Annotated in this window: 17 protein-coding genes; 11 read left to right on the top strand and 6 right to left on the bottom strand. The window is 56.4% G+C overall.

Annotated features, from left to right (window positions below):
- Positions 1–29: 29 nt before the first annotated feature.
- Positions 30–263, top strand: coding sequence for an HNH endonuclease (locus BM035_RS23205; protein ID WP_368073273.1), 234 nt, complete (start codon positions 30–32; stop codon positions 261–263).
- Positions 264–320: 57 nt separating this feature from the next.
- On the top strand, positions 321–749 hold the full coding sequence (locus BM035_RS15065) for a DUF6701 domain-containing protein (RefSeq protein WP_139216055.1): 429 nt from the start codon (positions 321–323) through the stop codon (positions 747–749).
- A gap of 61 nt (positions 750–810) precedes the next feature.
- On the opposite strand, the gene ntrC is transcribed toward BM035_RS15065, so the two are convergent.
- The 4 genes from ntrC to glnA form a co-directional block, all read right to left on the bottom strand.
- On the bottom strand, positions 811–2238 hold the full coding sequence (ntrC, locus tag BM035_RS15070) for a nitrogen regulation protein NR(I) (protein WP_014575986.1): 1428 nt from the start codon (positions 2236–2238) through the stop codon (positions 811–813).
- A complete protein-coding gene (gene glnL, locus BM035_RS15075) occupies positions 2235–3329 on the bottom strand; it encodes a nitrogen regulation protein NR(II) (protein ID WP_053114311.1) in 1095 nt (364 codons plus the stop codon). The genes ntrC and glnL overlap by 4 nt, the downstream gene beginning before the upstream one ends.
- A gap of 252 nt (positions 3330–3581) precedes the next feature.
- Positions 3582–4106: a DUF4124 domain-containing protein gene (locus BM035_RS15080; RefSeq protein WP_053114314.1), complete on the bottom strand. Its 525-nt coding sequence runs from the start codon at positions 4104–4106 to the stop codon at positions 3582–3584.
- Positions 4107–4280: 174 nt separating this feature from the next.
- The gene (gene glnA, locus BM035_RS15085) at positions 4281–5684 is read right to left on the bottom strand and encodes a glutamate--ammonia ligase (RefSeq protein ID WP_053114316.1); all 1404 of its coding nucleotides are present in this window, start codon (positions 5682–5684) and stop codon (positions 4281–4283) included.
- Between the two features lie 560 nt (positions 5685–6244).
- Between glnA and typA the strand changes: the two genes are divergently transcribed.
- The 6 genes from typA to BM035_RS15110 all read left to right on the top strand — a co-directional run bounded on the left by typA (position 6245) and on the right by BM035_RS15110 (position 11543).
- Positions 6245–8056 (top strand): translational GTPase TypA, encoded by a 1812-nt coding sequence (gene typA, locus BM035_RS15090; RefSeq protein ID WP_008170894.1) that lies wholly within the window; start codon positions 6245–6247, stop codon positions 8054–8056.
- 112 nt (positions 8057–8168) lie between these two features.
- Complete coding sequence (pip, locus tag BM035_RS15095; protein ID WP_008170892.1) at positions 8169–9131, top strand: prolyl aminopeptidase; 963 nt, start codon at positions 8169–8171, stop codon at positions 9129–9131.
- Between the two features lie 92 nt (positions 9132–9223).
- Positions 9224–9670 carry a D-aminoacyl-tRNA deacylase gene (gene dtd, locus BM035_RS15100; RefSeq protein ID WP_039881843.1) on the top strand — a complete coding sequence of 149 codons (447 nt, stop codon included), beginning with the start codon at positions 9224–9226 and terminating at the stop codon, positions 9668–9670.
- A gap of 498 nt (positions 9671–10168) precedes the next feature.
- Positions 10169–10291 carry a hypothetical protein gene (locus BM035_RS23140; RefSeq protein ID WP_008170889.1) on the top strand — a complete coding sequence of 41 codons (123 nt, stop codon included), beginning with the start codon at positions 10169–10171 and terminating at the stop codon, positions 10289–10291.
- A gap of 25 nt (positions 10292–10316) precedes the next feature.
- Complete coding sequence (locus tag BM035_RS22980; RefSeq protein WP_008170887.1) at positions 10317–10586, top strand: hypothetical protein; 270 nt, start codon at positions 10317–10319, stop codon at positions 10584–10586.
- Between the two features lie 93 nt (positions 10587–10679).
- A complete protein-coding gene (locus tag BM035_RS15110; RefSeq protein ID WP_008170885.1) occupies positions 10680–11543 on the top strand; it encodes a CYTH domain-containing protein in 864 nt (287 codons plus the stop codon).
- On the opposite strand, the gene BM035_RS15115 is transcribed toward BM035_RS15110, so the two are convergent.
- Positions 11537–12688 carry a potassium channel family protein gene (locus tag BM035_RS15115; RefSeq protein WP_008170884.1) on the bottom strand — a complete coding sequence of 384 codons (1152 nt, stop codon included), beginning with the start codon at positions 12686–12688 and terminating at the stop codon, positions 11537–11539. The two genes, BM035_RS15110 and BM035_RS15115, sit on opposite strands and share 7 nt — an antisense overlap.
- Before the next feature lie 80 nt (positions 12689–12768).
- Here BM035_RS15115 and glnE point away from each other — a divergent pair, with 80 nt between their 5' ends.
- The 3 genes from glnE to BM035_RS15130 all read left to right on the top strand — a co-directional run bounded on the left by glnE (position 12769) and on the right by BM035_RS15130 (position 17174).
- The gene (gene glnE, locus BM035_RS15120; protein ID WP_053114325.1) at positions 12769–15675 is read left to right on the top strand and encodes a bifunctional [glutamate--ammonia ligase]-adenylyl-L-tyrosine phosphorylase/[glutamate--ammonia-ligase] adenylyltransferase; all 2907 of its coding nucleotides are present in this window, start codon (positions 12769–12771) and stop codon (positions 15673–15675) included.
- Between the two features lie 77 nt (positions 15676–15752).
- Positions 15753–16679, top strand: a complete 927-nt coding sequence (locus BM035_RS15125) for a branched-chain amino acid transaminase (protein ID WP_092032917.1) — start codon at positions 15753–15755, stop codon at positions 16677–16679.
- Positions 16680–16766: 87 nt separating this feature from the next.
- On the top strand, positions 16767–17174 hold the full coding sequence (locus tag BM035_RS15130) for a DUF6165 family protein (RefSeq protein ID WP_008170872.1): 408 nt from the start codon (positions 16767–16769) through the stop codon (positions 17172–17174).
- A 23-nt stretch (positions 17175–17197) separates the two neighbouring features.
- On the opposite strand, the gene BM035_RS15135 is transcribed toward BM035_RS15130, so the two are convergent.
- Positions 17198–18256, bottom strand: coding sequence for a glycosyltransferase family 9 protein (locus BM035_RS15135; RefSeq protein ID WP_092032919.1), 1059 nt, complete (start codon positions 18254–18256; stop codon positions 17198–17200).

Raw genomic sequence — 18256 nt, forward strand, 5'->3', positions numbered from 1 at the left:
ACTCGGGGCGAACGGAGCTGCTTGACCGGTTGAATGCTAGTGTCTGTGAATACTGCACCCAACCCTCGGGTCGTCTGGAAGTGCACCATGTGCGCAAACTGAAGGACATCTCGAAGGGTACGGAGCCATGGAAAAGGCTCATGATGGCAAGACGCAGAAAGACCCTGGTCCTATGCTTTGACTGCCACCGTGATCTGCACAAGGGGACACTACCCGACCTACGCGCTTTCCGGAAAAAGCTTGTTGGAGAGCCGTATGCATAGAAATGTGCACGTACGGTTCGGTGGGGGGGCAACGGCTAACCTCTTTGTGAGGCGCACGTGCCCTACCCAACCGCTTCAATTCGTTATGGTCGAATGGTTTTAGAGAACGCTTATGGCCCTGAAACCCTCGATCTGGCGATGCCGTTTGAAGTCCAGATCTGGAACGGGACTGATTTTGAGCTGCACAGTGATGAAATTTGCTGGGCTTACAATACCGCTGATGCGGTGATAACGGACATACCTCCGAACACCTCCGTGGATGCCAATTCAGGGACAATCAATAGCGGTCGGCCTGCCGCTGGAGCGCCGATCCGTCTCACTGCGCCGGGAGAAGGTAACACCGGTAATGTTCAGGTTGAATATCCCGTGCCTCTATATTGGCAGTCTGACTTCGACGGCGACGGTGTTGAGGAAAATCCGCAAGCAACCGCGACATTCGGCGTCTATCGGGGCCACGACAGAGTGATCTACTGGCAGGAACGATAAAAAAGGGCAGGACCTGAGTCCTGCCCCAAAACATCAACGAACCCCGGCGGTTCGCCAATCGTCAGTCGTCTTCGTGTTCCGGATGGTCCATCCCCAGTTCGTTGATCTTCCGGGTCAGCGTATTCCGTCCCCAGCCCAGAAGTATTGACGCATCACGGCGTCTGCCGCCGGTGTGCTTCAGGGCGGTCTCGATCATGATTTTCTCGAACTCGGGCACGGCCGTATCGAGAATGCCTTTCTTGCCCCGCTTGAGTTCCTGTTCGGCCCAGTTTTTCAGGCCTTCCTGCCAGGTTGTCCCGGTGGTCGGTGTTTCTGCCTGGTGCAGCAATTCCGGGGGCAAGTCATCAATGTGGATCTCGCGACCGCTGGCCATGACGGTCAGCCAGCGGCAGGTGTTCTCCAGCTGGCGGACGTTGCCCGGCCAGGGCAGGGTGGTCAGGTATTCTTCCGCTTCTTCACGCAGGATCTTCGGCTCTACGGCCAGCTCTTTTGCGGCCCGTTTCAGGAAGTGCTGCATCAGGCGGGGGATGTCTTCCCGCCGCTCGGCCAGCTTTGGCAGATGCACGCGAATAACGTTCAGGCGGTGGAAGAGGTCTTCACGGAAGGTGCCCGCCTGGACCAGCTTTTCCAGATCCTGGTGCGTTGCCGCGATGATGCGCACATCCACCTTTATCGGGGTGGTGCCACCTACGCGGTAGAACTCGCCATCGGCCAGAACCCGCAATAGTCGGGTCTGGGTGTCCGCGGGCATGTCGCCGATTTCATCGAGGAAAAGGGTGCCGCCGTTGGCCTGTTCAAAACGACCCTGTCGGGCGGCGCCGGCACCGGTAAAGGCGCCTTTTTCGTGGCCAAACAGTTCGGATTCAATCAGGTCCTTTGGAATAGCGGCCATGTTCAGGGCAATGAACGGGTGGTTGGCCCTGGGGCTGTGGTTATGCAGTGCCTGAGCCACCAGCTCCTTGCCTGTGCCGCTCTCGCCGTTGATCAGCACGGTAATATTGGAGTGGGACAGCCTGCCAATGGCGCGGAAAACTTCCTGCATGGCCGGTGCTTCACCAATAATTTCGGCGTTTCGCTGGGCCATCTCGGCCTGAGGCTCACCACTGGCCCGCTTCTCGTGGCTATGGGCCACAGCGCGTTTGACCAGCGCCACGGCGTCATCCACATCGAAGGGCTTGGGAAGGTATTCAAACGCGCCGGTCTGGTAGCTGGTCACCGCGCTCTCGAGGTCCGAGTGGGCGGTCATTATGATCACGGGCACGTCCGGGTGAACGTCCACAATCTGGGAAAGCAGGGTGATGCCGTCAACGCCGGGCATGCGGATATCGCTGACGATGGCATCCGGCTGTTCGTGCTCCAGCCGCATCATGATGCTTTCACCACTGTCAAAAACTCGGGGCTGCATACCGGCCTGGTTAAGGGCGCGCTCCAGCACCCAGCGAATACTGCGGTCGTCGTCTATGATCCAGACGTTCGCCGGTTGGCTCATGGGGTGTCCTCCAGAGGCAGGAAGATGATGAAGTCGGTTCGGCCTGGTTCGCTTTCGCATTCAACCAGTCCGCGGTGTTGACCGATGATGCTCTGGGTGATGGAAAGCCCCAGACCGGTGCCACTGGCACGGCCACTGATCATCGGATAGAAAATGTTCTGCACCAGCTCCGGCGGAATTCCGGGTCCGTTGTCGATCACGTCGACCCGACACACCAGTTTGTGGCGGCGGTTGCCAATGGTGAACTGACGCAGGGTGCGGGTGCGGAAGGTAATAGTCGGCGGTTCCTCGGAACTATGCCCCGCCTGGTTTTCGAAGGCCGCTTCCATTGCGTTCCGGGCGATGTTTAGAAACGCCTGGATCAGTTGTTCCTTGTCACCCTTGAACTCCGGAATGCTGGGGTCGTAATCCCGTTTGAAATTCAGTCGCCCTTTGCTCTCAGCCTCGAGCAGTGTGCCAACTCTTTCCAGTATTTCATGGATGTTGGTCGGCGCCAGCTTCAGTGCCTTGTTGGGGCCCAGCATCCGGTCAACAAGGCTTCTGAGGCGGTCTGCCTCGTCAATGATGACCCGAGTGTATTCCCGCTGGTCTTCACTGCTGAGTTCACGATCAAGCAGCTGGGCCGCGCCACGGATGCCGCCCAGCGGATTCTTGATCTCGTGGGCCATGCCCCGCACCAGGATACGGGTGGTCTCCTGCTGGGAGATGATGTCTTCCTCACGGCTGATCCGCATCAGCCTGTCCCTGGGCTGGATTTCGATCAGCAGTTCCGTCGGCTCCAGGCTGATAGGCGTTACGGAATAATCCACAGTGAGTCGGGAGCCGCTGGCGAGCAGAAACTCGGCTTCGCGGCGAGTGTAGGATTGCCCGTTACGGACGGCGGCAAACAGGGTTTTCAGGGCGTCTTCGGACTCGACCAGAATGTCCTGGAAGGGCTGGCCCTGGCTTCGGGTCATGCTGGTTTCGAACAGGCTTTCGGCGGCCGGATTAAGATACTGAATGCTCAGATTATCCTCGAGCACCAGGACGGCCGTAGTCAGGCTGTCGAGAATGCTCTTGTATCCGTTTTGCTGGGCCGAAGGCAATGCCATGCGTGAATCCCGTTGGTTCGACAAAGTGTGACCTCCGGAGTTTTGCAAAAAGCGAACCACTTTAGCCAGGTTCACAAATGAATGAGCAAAGTGCGGGCAAAAGGGGACATTGGCGCGGAAAAGTGCCGTAAGCTGGTGCAAATGGAAAGAAAGCCTCTGATCAGTCCGGAAAATGCGCCCCGTTGCTGATCAGAGTATGGCTGCTTTTTGGTGCGATCGCACCAAAATGGTGCGGATATGTGGGCGGCTTGGCTAGTTCAGAGCGGAAGGACGGTGAACCGTGAAGGTAATCGGTGAGCCGGTTTTTACCTGAACCCCGTTTTCATCCACGATATGGACCCGGGCTTCATGGGTTCCACGAAACACGTTGTTGACGGTGATTGAGCCGGAGGTGCTTTGCCCGACAGGCTGCCCGTCCAGGGTCACTTCGTATTTGTGGCCGGGCTGGAGGCCGGGGGTGCTGCGCACCTCGAACTGGACATCGCCGCTGCCACTGTAGAACGCCTGGTTGTTATCCGGATAGGCGAAGGACAGACTTTCGTAGGCAGCGCCTTCTCGCTGAACTTCTTCACGAAGCTTTTCGGTTTCCTGCACAGCCTCTGGCTTGGGCAGGGTGATCGTCGTGACCGGCTTGACCTCTACCGCTTCAGCGCCTTCGCTGGGCTCGTCAGAATAGGTGACGTTGCCGTAGGCATCAACGTTGCGATAAACCTCGGCCGAGACCGGAATCGCCAGAAAAAACAGAAGGCCGGTAACCAATCCAGACTTTGGATTCATAAGCTCACCTGTTATTGGGTTTCCCCGATTATCGGTGGCGCCCGGGGTCTTTTCAACGTCTGCAGCCCCGGATGTTGGTTACATATCGTTAAGGGCTGCAGGCACTGTGCTTTTGCTCAAAAAAAAGCCCCGCACGAGGGCGGGGCTTGTCTGCTTTCTCTCTAAAGAGAGATATTAGCAGGAGTAGTACAGATCGAACTCGACCGGGTGAGTGGTCATGTTCAGCTTCTCGACTTCACCGCGCTTCAGATCCACGTAGCCCGCGATCATGTCCTCGGTGAATACGCCGCCACGGGTCAGGAACTCGTGGTCCGCTTCCAGGCAGTCCAGGGCTTCAGACAGGGTTTCGGCAACCTTCGGAATGCTCAGCGCCTCTTCCTTCGGCAGGTCGTACAGATCCTTGTCCATGGCATCGCCAGGGTGGATCTTGTTCTGGATGCCGTCCAGGCCGGCCATCATCAGCGCCGCGAACGCCAGGTACGGGTTGGCCGCCGGGTCAGGGAAGCGAACTTCGATACGACGCGCCTTCGGGCTGTTCACGTACGGGATACGGATGGAGGCCGAACGGTTGCGGGCGGAGTAGGCCAGCATAACCGGTGCTTCGTAGCCCGGAACCAGGCGCTTGTAGCTGTTGGTTGCCGGGTTGGTGAAGGCGTTGATGGCCTTGGCGTGCTTGATAACACCACCAACATAGTACAGTGCCGCTTCGCTCAGGCCGGCATAGCTGTCGCCTGCGAACAGGTTCTTGCCGTCTTTGCTCAGGGACATGTGTACGTGCATGCCGGAACCGTTGTCACCAACCACCGGCTTGGGCATGAAGGTGGCGGTTTTGCCGTAGGCGTGGGCCACGTTGTGTACGCAGTACTTGAGAATCTGTACTTCGTCAGCCTTGCGGGTCAGGGTGTTGGCGCCAACGCCGATTTCACACTGGCCGGCAGTACCGACTTCGTGGTGGTGTACTTCAATTTCCAGGCCCATGGATTCCATGGCGGCACACATGGCGCCACGCAGGTCGTGCAGGCTGTCCACCGGCGGAACCGGGAAGTAGCCGCCTTTAACGCCCGGGCGGTGACCGATGTTGTTGCGGTCGAAATCTTCGCCGGATACCCAGGCGGCTTCCTCAGAGTGGATATGGTAAGAAGCGCCCTGCATGTCTACATTCCACTTCACGGAATCAAACACGAAGAACTCCGGCTCCGGGCCGAACAGCGCGCCATCGGCGATGCCGGTGGACTTCAGGTATTCCTCGGCACGGCGAGCAACGGAACGCGGGTCACGCTCATAACCCTGCATGGTAGAAGGCTCTACGATGTTGCAGGTGATGTTGACAGTGGTTTCTTCGGTGAAGGGATCAAGAACGGAGGTTTCGTCGTCCGGCATCAGGATCATGTCGGATTCGTTGATGCCTTTCCAGCCCGCGATTGAGGAGCCGTCAAACATCTTGCCGTCTGCGAAAAAGTCTTCATCCACTTCGGTGGCAGGCAGTGTAACGTGCTGCTCTTTACCGCGGCTGTCGGTGAAGCGCAGGTCAACCCATTTGACTTCGTGTTCTTTGATCAAATCAACTGTCTTGGACATTGTGCATGCTCCGTAAGTTATACCGCACAGGCGGCTGTATTCATGTTCGTGGTGCCGGATCGCCCGGATAAACGGGTTCCGATCTGTTTCTCAGGTTCGCGCAGCTTAGCAAATGCCGTTGCGTCTTACCTGCAAATTTCGGCTGATTTCGATAAAGCAAGGCGCTTGCCAATTTTTAGGGCATGCTCCAGAACAGCGCAACTGCAAGGGTTTGGGGCATGTTCACGAGAAATTAGTAGCTCTGGGCTGGTCGCTTGCACTTAATTGGTGCACCGCGTTGGTGCATTTATTGGCTATGCGCCCTAAATGAGTGCGAGTGCTTAGTGTAGAGAATAGGCGTTTTTCTTCATATTAACGACACAGACTTTTCGCTATACTGCGCGCCGCTTCATTTTTTACCCTGTCATTTCTTGATCGTGGATCGGAAAGCACCATGCAGGGTGCCGGGCAGCCAGCTCCGGTGAATGAGTTCATTTTACGGATTTGAGACGGCATGTGCTGGGATTCTCCCTGCGATAGACCTTCTCAGGTCATTGAGTGCATGCCGCAGGAATATTTTTGTGATTGAAAAACTTCGTAATATCGCCATCATCGCCCACGTTGACCATGGTAAGACTACCCTCGTAGACCAGCTCTTGCGCCAATCCGGCACCCTGGATCGGAAGGAGCTCGATAGCGAGCGGGTCATGGATTCCAACGATCAGGAAAAAGAACGGGGCATTACCATTCTGGCCAAGAACACGGCCCTGAAATGGAACGACTACGATATCAATATTGTGGACACCCCGGGCCACGCTGATTTCGGCGGTGAGGTTGAGCGAGTCATGAGCATGGTCGATTGCGTGCTGCTGGTGGTTGATTCCATTGACGGCCCCATGCCTCAGACCCGGTTTGTTACCCAGAAGGCATTTGCCGCGGGCCTGCGCCCGATCGTCGTGGTTAACAAGATTGACCGTCCCGGCGCTCGTCCAGACTGGGTCGTGGACCAGGTATTCGACCTGTTTGACAACCTGGGAGCCACTGATGAGCAGCTGGACTTCCCGATTGTGTTTGCCAGCGCTCTGAACGGCATTGCCGGGATGGATCACGAAAACCTGGATGACAACATGGATGCCGTGTTCCAGGCGATTGTTGACCACGTGCCGGCGCCGAACGTGGATCCGGATGGCCCGTTCCAGATGCAGATCTCCCAGCTGGACTACAACAGCTTCCTCGGTGTGATCGGTATTGGTCGTATCATGCGCGGTAAGGTCAAGACCAATTCGCCGGTAACCGCCATTGGCGCCAACGGCAAGAAGCGTAACGGCCGTATCCTCAAGATCATGGGACATTCCGGTCTTCAGCGTGTTGAAGTCGAAGAAGCTCAGGCTGGCGACATCGTCTGTGTCAGTGGCATGGACGAGCTGTTTATCTCTGACACTCTTTGTGATCAGGCCAACGTTGAAGCTCTGCCGGCACTGACGGTGGATGAGCCGACCGTGTCCATGACCTTCCAGGTCAACGATTCGCCTTTTGCCGGCAAGGAAGGCAAGTACGTCACCAGCCGGAACATCAAGGAGCGCCTTGAAAAGGAGCTGCTGCACAATGTGGCGCTGCGTGTTGAAGAGGGCGACTCCGCGGACAAGTTCAAGGTATCCGGTCGTGGCGAGTTGCATCTGTCTGTACTGATTGAAAACATGCGTCGCGAGAACTTTGAGCTGGCGGTTGGTCGTCCGGAAGTTGTTATCCGCGAAGTTGACGGCGTGAAGCAGGAGCCTTACGAGAACGTCATTGTTGATATCGAGGAGCAGCATCAGGGTGCCGTCATGGAGCAAATGGGGCTGCGTAAAGGCGACCTGACCAATATGGTTCCGGATGGCAAGGGCCGGATGCGTTTGGACTATACCATTCCAGCCCGGGGCCTGATTGGTTTCCGGAACACCTTCCTTACCATGACTTCAGGCACTGGCATTCTGACTTCGACTTTCAGCCACTACGGCCCGATCAAAGTTGGCGATGTAACCAGTCGCCAGAACGGTGTCATCGTTTCTATGGCTACGGGTACCGCTTTTACCTACTCTCTGGAAACCCTGCAGAGCCGTGGCAAGCTGTTCCTGGATCCGGGGCAGGAAATTTATGAAGGGCAGTTGTGTGGTATTCACAGCCGGGACAACGACCTGGTGGTCAACCCCACCAAGGCCAAAAAGCTCGACAACATGCGGGCCTCTGGCAAGGATGAAGTCATTGGTCTCGTGCCGCCGATCAAGTTCACCCTTGAGCAGGCGCTTGAGTTTATTGATGACGACGAGCTGGTTGAGGTAACGCCGAAGTCCATCCGGCTGCGCAAGAAACTTCTGACCGAAAACGAGCGCAAGCGCGCCAACAAGAAGTAACCGCCCGGCTCTTATCGAGCATGGGTAACAAGGGCTGGATGAATCTTTCATCTGGCCCTTTTTTTATGGTGTTAAGCTAAACTCCGGTTAAATCCTTCACGCGGAGCGTTTCATGCTCACCCTCTACCCGGAAATCAAGCCCAATGCCCAGCATCGCATAGCCGTTGATCCTCCCCATGAACTCTACGTTGAGGAAAGCGGGAACCCGGACGGGATACCTGTCCTGGTGGTCCACGGCGGCCCCGGTGGCGGCTGTGAAGACTACCATCGGCGCTTTTTCGACGCTGAGAGATTCCGGATCATTCTGATGGATCAGCGCGGCGCCGGGCGGTCCAGCCCCCTGGCAGAGCTCGAAGGCAACAGCACGGACAAGCTGGTTGAAGACATGGAAGTGGTACGTTCGTTTCTCGGTATCGACAAGTGGCTTCTATTTGGTGGCAGTTGGGGGGCGACTCTCAGCCTGGTATACGCCGAGGCCCATCCGGAAAGGGTGTCGGGACTGGTTCTTCGTGGGATTTTTCTCTGTCGGCCGCGGGATATTCACTGGTTTTATCAGGAGGGGGCGAGCCGGGTGTTCCCGGATTACTGGTCTGACTTCGAGGCGCAGATTCCGGAAGCCGACCGGGCTGACATGGTTTCGGCCTACTATCGCAAGCTGACCAGTTCCAACGAGCTGGAGCAGATCCAGGCGGCCAAGGCCTGGTCGGTCTGGGAGGGCAGGTGTGCGACGCTGCACCCGAACCCGAGGGTCGTTGAGCACTTTGGCCATCCTCATGTGGCCATCGCCCTGGCCCGCATTGAATGCCACTATTTCATGAATTCGGCCTTTCTCGAGCCGGACCAGATCATTCGCGATGCAGGCCGCCTGGCGGACATTCCCGGAATAATCGTCCACGGCAGATACGATATGGTCTGCCCTCTGGAGAATGCGCTGGCACTCAGCAAGGCCTGGCCGGAAGCGGAATTCCAGATCATTCGCGACGCCGGCCACTCGGCTTCCGAGCCGGCGATTGTTGATGCCCTCATCCGCGGTGTTGAGTCCGTTGTCGCGAAAACTGAAAAAAGTGCTGGCTGAATCCCGTTTTCAGGGTTGCGGCCCGTAATGGCCACGGATACACTCTTGCCCGATCTTAATGTTCGCCTGTTCAAACGTCCTCAAGGCAGTGAATGAAAGGATTGATCCAGCGAGTGTCGCAAGCCAGTGTTACCGTGGACGGTGAGCAGATAGCCTCGATCGACACAGGCCTTTTGCTGTTGCTGGGTGTGGAAAAGGGAGATAGCGAGCACGAGGCAAGGGAGCTTTGCCGAAAAATCCTCACTTATCGTGTGTTTCCCGATGAGACTGGCCGGATGAATCGTAGCCTGCTGGATATCGGTGGTTCCCTTCTTGTTGTTTCCCAGTTTACTTTGGCGGCGGATACGTCCTCCGGAACCAGGCCGGGCTTCTCTCTTGCAGCGGGGCCGGATGCCGCCAACACGCTGTATGAACGGTTTGTGGTAGAAGCACGTTCCGGTTTGGGGCCGGAAAAGGTGGGTGAGGGCAGATTTGGCGCAGATATGAAGGTCGGGTTGGTGAATGACGGGCCCGTCACGTTCATGCTCGAGACTCGATAACAGAGTGTATAAGTATTTGCGCTATTGTAGTGCGCGGGTGGTCATGCCGGCCTTTAATGGTGCGGAAATGTCCTCGGAGTCGTTGCGATCCAAGGGTTTTTTCAGTCTAAGTTTTGTTGATAAGGGGTTTGTTAAAATCTGGCCTCGGATTTGATATGCAACTGTAACGCAGCTCACGAGCACAAAATTGCATAAATGATTGCGTTTCTGGTGCCAAAAGAGCTAAAAACGCACTGCAGTTAATTTGCAAAATGAGAATGATTGTATTAAAGCATTTTCATCATCCAGAACTTTAAGAAAGTTCGATAAGTGATTGAGCTGTATAGATCTGGAATCTGCAAGATTTATTCGAAAAAGAAGAAAAGTTACTCCTTTGTCATAAAACTGACATAGGGTGATGCAGAATCGGCCTCATCCAGCCTGACTGGTGAAGCCTTACAAAATCGGGATAAGAACCCGTCGCTAAAACCTGAGTTAACTCAAAAAGGAAGGCGCAACATGAAAAAAACGCTCCTCGCATCTGCTATCGCAGTCGCAACGTTCTCTGGCTCCGCGCTGGCCCAGGAAACCATGTCTGCTTCCGAGCTGGCAGCCAAAATGGATTCCATGCCGACCGTGTAAGGTAACATCCAGTACGTTCTGTACCATGACAGCGTCAAAGGCGGAAGCTCTGAAGTTGAGCACGCTGACAACGGTTCCACCATCGGTGTTTAGCACGACCACGAATTCGCCCCTGGCTGACGACGCCAACGACACTGAAACTTCTACCGTAACCTTCCAGGCTCTGCACAACCTGTCTGACCACATGTATGTGTACTTCGAAGGCTACCTCGGTGGCGGTGACGACGGTGTATACGGCGTTGCTGACGAAAGCGAGCGTTCTATCGCTTCCGTTGGTGGTGTTTACTACTTCTGATCAGCCAATCGGCTAATCCTGTAGTATGAAAACCGGCGACCTCAGGGTCGCCGGTTTTTTGCGTTTATGAATCCCGAAAAATAAGGCATTGGCATGGCAACCGAACTGGAAATCAAGCTCAGTGTTTCTGAGGCCGCACAGGCACAGGCTTTAAAGTGGCTTTCCTCACTTCCTGAAGTCCGAGCTGGAAAAACCAAATCCCTGATCAATCACTATTTCGACACGCCCAATGCCGATCTGAATCGAGCCAAAGCTGCGCTGAGGGTTCGCAAAGCAGGTGATGACTATATCCAGACCCTGAAAACCCGGGGCGAATTCGTTGATGGCGCCCACCGACGCGAGGAGTGGGAGTGGCCTGTATCCAGTCCTGAACTGGCTTTGTCGTTACTGGAAGACACACCGCTGAATGCCGGGTTGGACCTCAGCCGGCTCCAGATTGTGTTTGAAACCAACTTTCAGCGCCAGGTGCTCTGGCTGGAAGAAGGGCAGACTTCCATTGAGATAGCAGTCGATTCCGGCACTGTGGCCGGCAATGATGCCAGGTGGCCGCTCCACGAGGTGGAGTTTGAGCTCAAGAGTGGGGACGACAGCAAGCTGGTGGCTTGGGCGCTCGAGCTGGCCAGGGAAGTGCCGGTTTTCCTGAATCTGGTCAGTAAGGCCGAGCAGGGCTATTTTCTGGCGGGCCTGTATCACCCGGAGCCGGCGCGTAAAAGCGAGGCGCTTTCCATTACCGAATTCCTTCAGGCCTTGAGTGTCTGTTGGTTGCTGGATCAGCCGTTTCCTGCACAGGAATACGACCTGTCGCGCGTCGCAAATGCGGCTGGCGCCGCAGGGTGCGGTGAACTCTGGGAGTGTGTGATGTCTGATCTGGCCACGGGCGCTGCAATTCGTGATCTCGCTGAAGGCTCCACGACGTTGGGTGTCCTCCAGTTACAGCTTGCCACTGCCGGTCAGTAATCGCCGGTTTCCTGATCCGCGGAATGGGCGCGCCACTGCTTCAGGAATGCCCGGTACCGCTCCAGTGCTTCCTGCACCACAGAGACCTCCGGTGTTTCAGAAGATTTAACCAGTACTATCAGCCCCTTGCCTTCGATTTCTTCGTTGGTTGGCGGATGACAGATAACCTCGTCATCTTCATCAATGTAGGCGAGAGCGGTGCCAATGCCATGGCGTACCAGAGCGCTTACGATGTCGGCCCAATTCAGGTCGTCCAGCTGCAAGTCATAACGATGAGGGTGGTCATGCTCGTAGTTGAACATATCTTCCAGCACTTTCTCGGAACCGGGTGCAACCACAGAACGAACCATAATCTCCGGGTATGTTCTCACTGGGCGGAGCACAATGCGCACTCCGAGGGATTTGAAGCGCCCACGGTTCTGGTCGTTTACACACTCGACAATGGTGCGATGGCCCAGATTGATTTCTGTGAGGCGGTGGGCAATATCGAACGTCAGGCTGTCTGAAAATGGGTCCGCTTCGTCTGCGGCCAGCACAATGATATGCCTCGCGCTGCCTGCATGGACGGCCTTCAGCGCCTCTGGATCAAAGCCTGCTCCGTGGTGATGCACCACCCCGATGTCCGAGAGCTCGGTGGGTAGCCCCATTGGAAACTTCCGGGTCAGAATCATGATTGGAATGGTTTCGTACCCTGGAATCTCCCGAATCTGGGAAGCAAATCTCATAAAATACTGGTCGCCGCCGTGCTGGGGCGTGTTAATGATGATGATGTGGTTATTCATTTTATAGATCCACCTTCCCGACAAAATACGTTCCCGGCGGTAGAACCGGTATTCGATATAGTCGCTGACGATCAGTGTCAGCAGCGTAATTGAGGAGATAAACATCAGCACAATGGTGCTGAACCGCCCGATCATCGTCTGGGGTGCGTAATCGCCATAGCCGACCGTTACCAGCGTGGTCATGGTCAGCCAGGCGGCTTCGAATAGTTCCAGGTCCTCGACCGCCCAGATGATCAGGACCTGCACCAATAGCAGTGTTCCCAGGATCGCAAAGAGGCGCTTCATCCGGCTCCGAATCATCCCGCCCATGGGCAGGTGAGTTTGCTGATGCTCCGGATTCAGTGGGCGGCGGTTTCGTTGCATCCGTGTCTGCGGCCTGTTCAGTTGCGGGTAAGTTCGTTATACAGTACCCGAAATATAACAGAGAGACAGGGGTTTGCATTATGTCCGAGCCATGGCACAGCCTTCCGAAACCGCTGGCGGATGATGTCGCCGGGTGCTGGGAATCAGTGTTCCCGGAAGGGGTTCCGGCCTGGTTGACCTCACCGGAGGGTATGGATGACACCTTAGTGGCTACGGCGATCTCCCGCAGTTTGTTCCTTCGCCAGACTCTGGAACGCCATGCCGATCAGGTAGAGGCATTGATGGCCTCTCGTTCGTTGTCTGAGCCAACCACTCCGGATTATCTGGAAAGTCGATGGCAAGAGTATCTCTCTGAAGTTGATGGTGAGCCTGGCCTGCACTCGGCCCTCAGACAATTCCGCATGGAGACCCAGTTCCGGATTATATGGCGGGATCTGATGCGATGGGCAGACCTGGCTGAGACCATGTCGGCGACGAGTGTATTTGCCGATATCTGTATTGATGGAGCGCTCAGCTGGCTATACCAGGACGCCTGCGAGCAATACGGTACGCCTCGAGGGGCTGACCCGGTAACCGGCCAGGAAACCGACCAGAAAATGGTGGTTCTGGGTATGGGTAAGCTGGGTGGTCGGGAGCTGAACGTCTCCTCGGACATTGATCTTATCTTTGCCTTTCCGAGCAAGGGGGAAACCGTTGGCGGGCGGCGCTCACTGGATAATCAGCAGTTCTTCGTTCGCCTTGGCCAGCGGCTGATCCAGGCTCTGGACCAGATTACGGCAGATGGTTTTGTGTTCCGGGTGGACATGCGTCTCCGGCCTTATGGCCAGAGTGGCGCGCTGGCGCTGAGTTTTGCTGCTCTGGAAACCTACTATCAGGACCAGGGGCGGGATTGGGAGCGGTACGCCATGGTCAAGGCCCGGGTGGTGGCGGGCGATCAAAGGGCGGGTCAGGTGCTCATGGAGACGCTGCGCCCCTTCGTGTACCGCAAGTACATCGATTTCAGCGCGTTCGAGTCCCTGCGTAGCATGAAGGCCATGATTGGCCGGGAGGTGCGCAGAAAGGGGCTCGAAAACAATATCAAGCTGGGTAGCGGCGGTATCCGAGAGATCGAGTTTGTGGTTCAGGCATTCCAGCTCATTCGCGGTGGCCGGGACAGGGAGCTTCAGCAGCGGGAGCTGCTGGTCATCCTGAAAGAGCTGGAAGAGCTCGAGCTGTTGCCGTCGCCGGTGGTTGGTGAGCTTCGCGACGCCTATGTGTTTCTCAGAAACCTGGAGCATGCGCTCCAGGGTATGGAAGACAAGCAAACCCAGTTGCTGCCGGAAGATGAGCTGTCCCGGGCACGGGTCGCCACAATTATGGATTTCGAGAACTGGCAGGCGTGCGAACAGTGCCTCAGAGAACACCGGGAGCGGGTCGCCACGCATTTTTCCAACATTATTACCACGGAAGATGACGAAGATGAGGGGCAGGGGGCCCTCGAAGAAGGGTGGTTCGAGCTCTGGCTTTCCGAAATGGAAGAGGCGGCCGCCGCCGACTGGCTCAAATCACGGGGCTATGAAGACCCCGGTGCTACGTTGGCGGAGCTGGCTGAACTTCGTGAAAACAGGACTGTTCAGAATCTACAGACCCAGGGGCGCCGGCGACTCAATCAGTTCATGCCCATGCTGCTTGAGGCGCTCACCCAGGTTGATAACCCGTCCGAGACCCTGTCCAGGGTGTTGCAGCTGGTGGAAGCCATACTGCGTCGCACGGCCTACATGGTGTTGCTGCTGGAAAATCCGGGCGCCTGTACCCAACTGGTGCGGTTGTGCAGTGAGAGCCCCTGGATTGCCAGGCAGCTGGCGGAAACACCGCTCCTGCTGGATGAGCTGTTGAACGCCGAGAGCCTGTACAGCCCACCCGCGAAAGCAGAATTGCAGGATGATTTGCGCCAGCAGATGCTTCGGATTCCGTTTGAGGATCTGGAAGAGCAGATGGAGTCACTGCGGCATTTCAAGAAAGCCCATATCCTGCGGGTTGCGGCGTCCGAACTGAAAGGCACATTACCGTTGATGAAGGTCAGTGACTACCTCACCTGGATCGCCGAGGTTGTTCTGGATCATGTGGTGGACGTAGCCTTCGCCAACCTGGTCAGCCGCCACGGCTATCCGCGCCGGGAAGATGGCTCCGCCTGTGAAACCGATTTTGCCATCATTGGCTATGGCAAGCTGGGCGGGATCGAACTGGGCTATACCTCCGATCTTGACCTGGTGTTTGTGCACAAAGCTGATCCGGAGCTGGCCACCGACGGTGAAAAGCCCATCGACAATGCGGTTTTTTACACGCGGCTTGGGCAAAGGATCGTCCACATCCTCAACACCCAGACGCCCTCGGGGCAGCTTTATGAGGTTGATATGCGCTTGAGGCCGTCCGGTAACTCCGGGCTGCTGGTCAGTACTCTGCAGGCCTTCGAAAAATATCAGCGCGAGGACGCCTGGACCTGGGAGCATCAGGCGCTTGCCCGGGCCCGGGGTGTTGCCGGATGCACGGAGACCCTTGAAGCTTTTGAATCCATACGCCACGAGATCCTTTGTCAGCCCCGTGACCGTGAGAAACTCCGGAACGAGGTGGTCGAAATGAGGGAGAAGATGCGGGCCAGTCTGGCCACGCCGGAAAGCCGGCAGGACGAGGTGTTTCATATCAAGCATGATACCGGCGGCATCGTTGATATCGAGTTTATCGTCCAGTACCTGATGCTGGCGTGGTCCGCTGAGCACCCGGAGCTGACCCAGTGGTCCGATAACATTCGCCAGATGGAGGAGCTGGGGCGCGCCGGGGTGATGGCGGTCGAAGATGCCGAAAAACTCAGGGAAACCTTCATCGCCCTGCGTTCCACGATTCACCGGCGGGCGCTTCAGAACCTCAATAGTCAGGTGGAGGGTGATGCCTTCTCACAAGAGCGTGACTACATCCGCGCCATGTGGAAAAAAGTGATGATTGAGGCCTGAGGCAAATTCAATTCCGGCAGATTTTCCTGCTAGAATGCCGGTTCCCCCGAAAAACGCTTTTTTAGGAGCAATGAAGAATGTCGATGGCTGATCGCGATGGCGTTATCTGGATGGATGGTGAAATGGTTCCCTGGCGGGATGCCAAGACCCACGTCCTGACTCACACCCTGCATTACGGCCTGGGCTGTTTTGAAGGTGTGCGGGCCTACAACACCGCGAATGGCCCGGCCATTTTCCGCCTGAAAGAGCACACGGATCGTCTTTTCCGTTCCGCCCACATCCTGAACATGAAAATGCCGTTCAGTAAGGACGAGATCAACGAAGCCCAGCGTGCGGCGATCCGGGAAAACAATCTTGACGAAGCCTACCTGCGCCCAATGGCGTTTCTCGGTTCCGAGGGTATGGGGCTCAGGGCTGATAACCTGAAGGTGCACGTAATGGTTGCGGCCTGGAGCTGGCCTTCCTACATGTCACCGGAAGCGAAGGAAATGGGGATCAAGGTGCGCACGTCCTCCTACACGCGTCACCACGTCAATATCACCATGTGCAAGGCCAAGGCGAACGGCAACTACATTAACTCGATGCTGGCCCTGAACGAGGCCATTTCCGGTGGTGCCGAGGAAGCCCTGCTGCTGGACAACGAAGGTTACGTTGCCGAAGGCTCCGGAGAAAACATTTTCATCATGCGTGATGGTGTGCTGCATACGCCTGAACTCACCTCCTGCCTGGAGGGTATTACCCGTGCCACGATCATGGATTTTGCGCGCGAGCTCAACATTCCGATCAAGGAGCGCCGGATTACCCGCGATGAGGTCTACATCGCCGATGAAGCCTTCTTCACAGGCACAGCGGCCGAGGTGCTGCCGATCCGCGAACTGGATGGCCGTGTGATCGGTGCCGGCAAGCGTGGCCCGGTGACCGAGAAGCTTCAGGCTATGTACTTTGATGCAGTCAAGGGCAAGCTGGCTGAGCACAGCGGTTGGCTGACGCACGTTAAAGGCTGATTCCAGAATAATTACAGGCCGCCGTTTGCTGTTTCAGCCCGGCGGCTTTGTTGTTTAACACACCCTGTTTACTGGCGGGACGAGCAAATGGCAGACGTTATCAAGGTACCGGTATCTTTTGGCGAGGTGCTGGACAAAATCACCATTCTCGAAATCAAGTCCGAGCGCATCAAGGATGAAACCAAGGTCAAGAATGTCCGGCTTGAGCTTGATGAGCTGAGCGCTACCTGGGACGAGGCAGTAAAGGACAAGGCTGCTGAAATCGCCGATCTCCGCAAGCAGCTGAAAGCGGTCAACGAAGAGCTGTGGGTGATTGAAGACGATATTCGGGATCAGGAAGCCGCCCAGGACTTTGGCGCGAGATTTATTGAGCTGGCACGCGCTGTATACGTCACCAATGACAAGCGCGCTGCGATCAAAAAAGAGGTCAACCTGGCCCTGGGGTCTCGTTTCGTGGAAGAGAAGTCCTACCAGGACTACACCGCACGGAAGTGAAATTTTGGGTCAGATGAACGCTTTCATCTGACCCCGCTTTCAGCTTTGGCCACCGGGTTCACTTCAACCCAACGATCCAGCATATTCGTGGCATCTGCAACCGTGATCAGGTCCATCGCCCCCTCGAACTCTGCTTTCGCCCCCCACCGGGCCTGTTCCACCGTTTTGCCGGTAAACTTCTCCAGTGCTTCAGGATACCGGTTCACACACCAGTCCAGAGAATTATAGGGCCCGGAGCGGTAAGGATTGCTTGCGGCAAACAACCCAAGGACATCGGTGCCCACCGCACTGGCGATATGTGCCGGCCCAGTATCGGGCGCTACCACGAGGTCGGCATGGGTCATTAACGCTGTCAGTTGCTTCAGGGTGTCCTTGCCGCAGATGTTGTGCGCTTTTTCCTTCATTGCGGCTTCGATGGCGGCGCAGTACTCGGCCTCGAACGGGGCGGGGCTGCCCACCAGAATCACCTTCATACCGTGCTTCTGAATCGCGTGATCAGCCAGCTGTGCGTAACGCTCAGCGGGCCAGTTACGCAGTGTGTGGCTGGCACACGGACTTATTACAAGGTTTTTGCGGTCATTAGCCAGTTGCTCACGCGCAAAGTCATGGTCTGAATCCTTCAACGGAATCTGCCAGCGCGGCGGCGCGGCCTTGAGGTCCAAAGGTTCGAGGAAGCTGGCAAGGCAGTCTCGCACGTGCTGCTTCGGTGCCGGTTTGATCCGGTGGTTGATAAACAGGCTGTGCAGATCCTTGCTGCGGGCCTTGTCATAGCCAATCCTGACTCTGGCCGGAATGCAGGCAGCGGCGAGGTTGGCTCGGAAAGCCACCTGCATGTGAAGCAGCGCGTCAAACTTGCGACCCGTCATTTGTCTGCGAAGCTCAGCGTAGCCTTTGCGACCGGCCTTTTTGTCGAAAATAATGAACTCAACGCCGGGCAGATCGCCAACCAGCTTGGCTTCGATCTTGCCGATAACCCAGGTAATCTTCACGCCGGGAAGCTGCTCCTGGAGGCTCAGTACGACAGGTATTACGTGAGTCACGTCGCCGATGGCGGACAGGCGAAGAATGCAGATGGAGTTCAT

This window comes from Marinobacter sp. DSM 26671, assembly GCF_900112835.1.
Classification (GTDB): Bacteria; Pseudomonadota; Gammaproteobacteria; order Pseudomonadales; family Oleiphilaceae; genus Marinobacter; species Marinobacter flavimaris.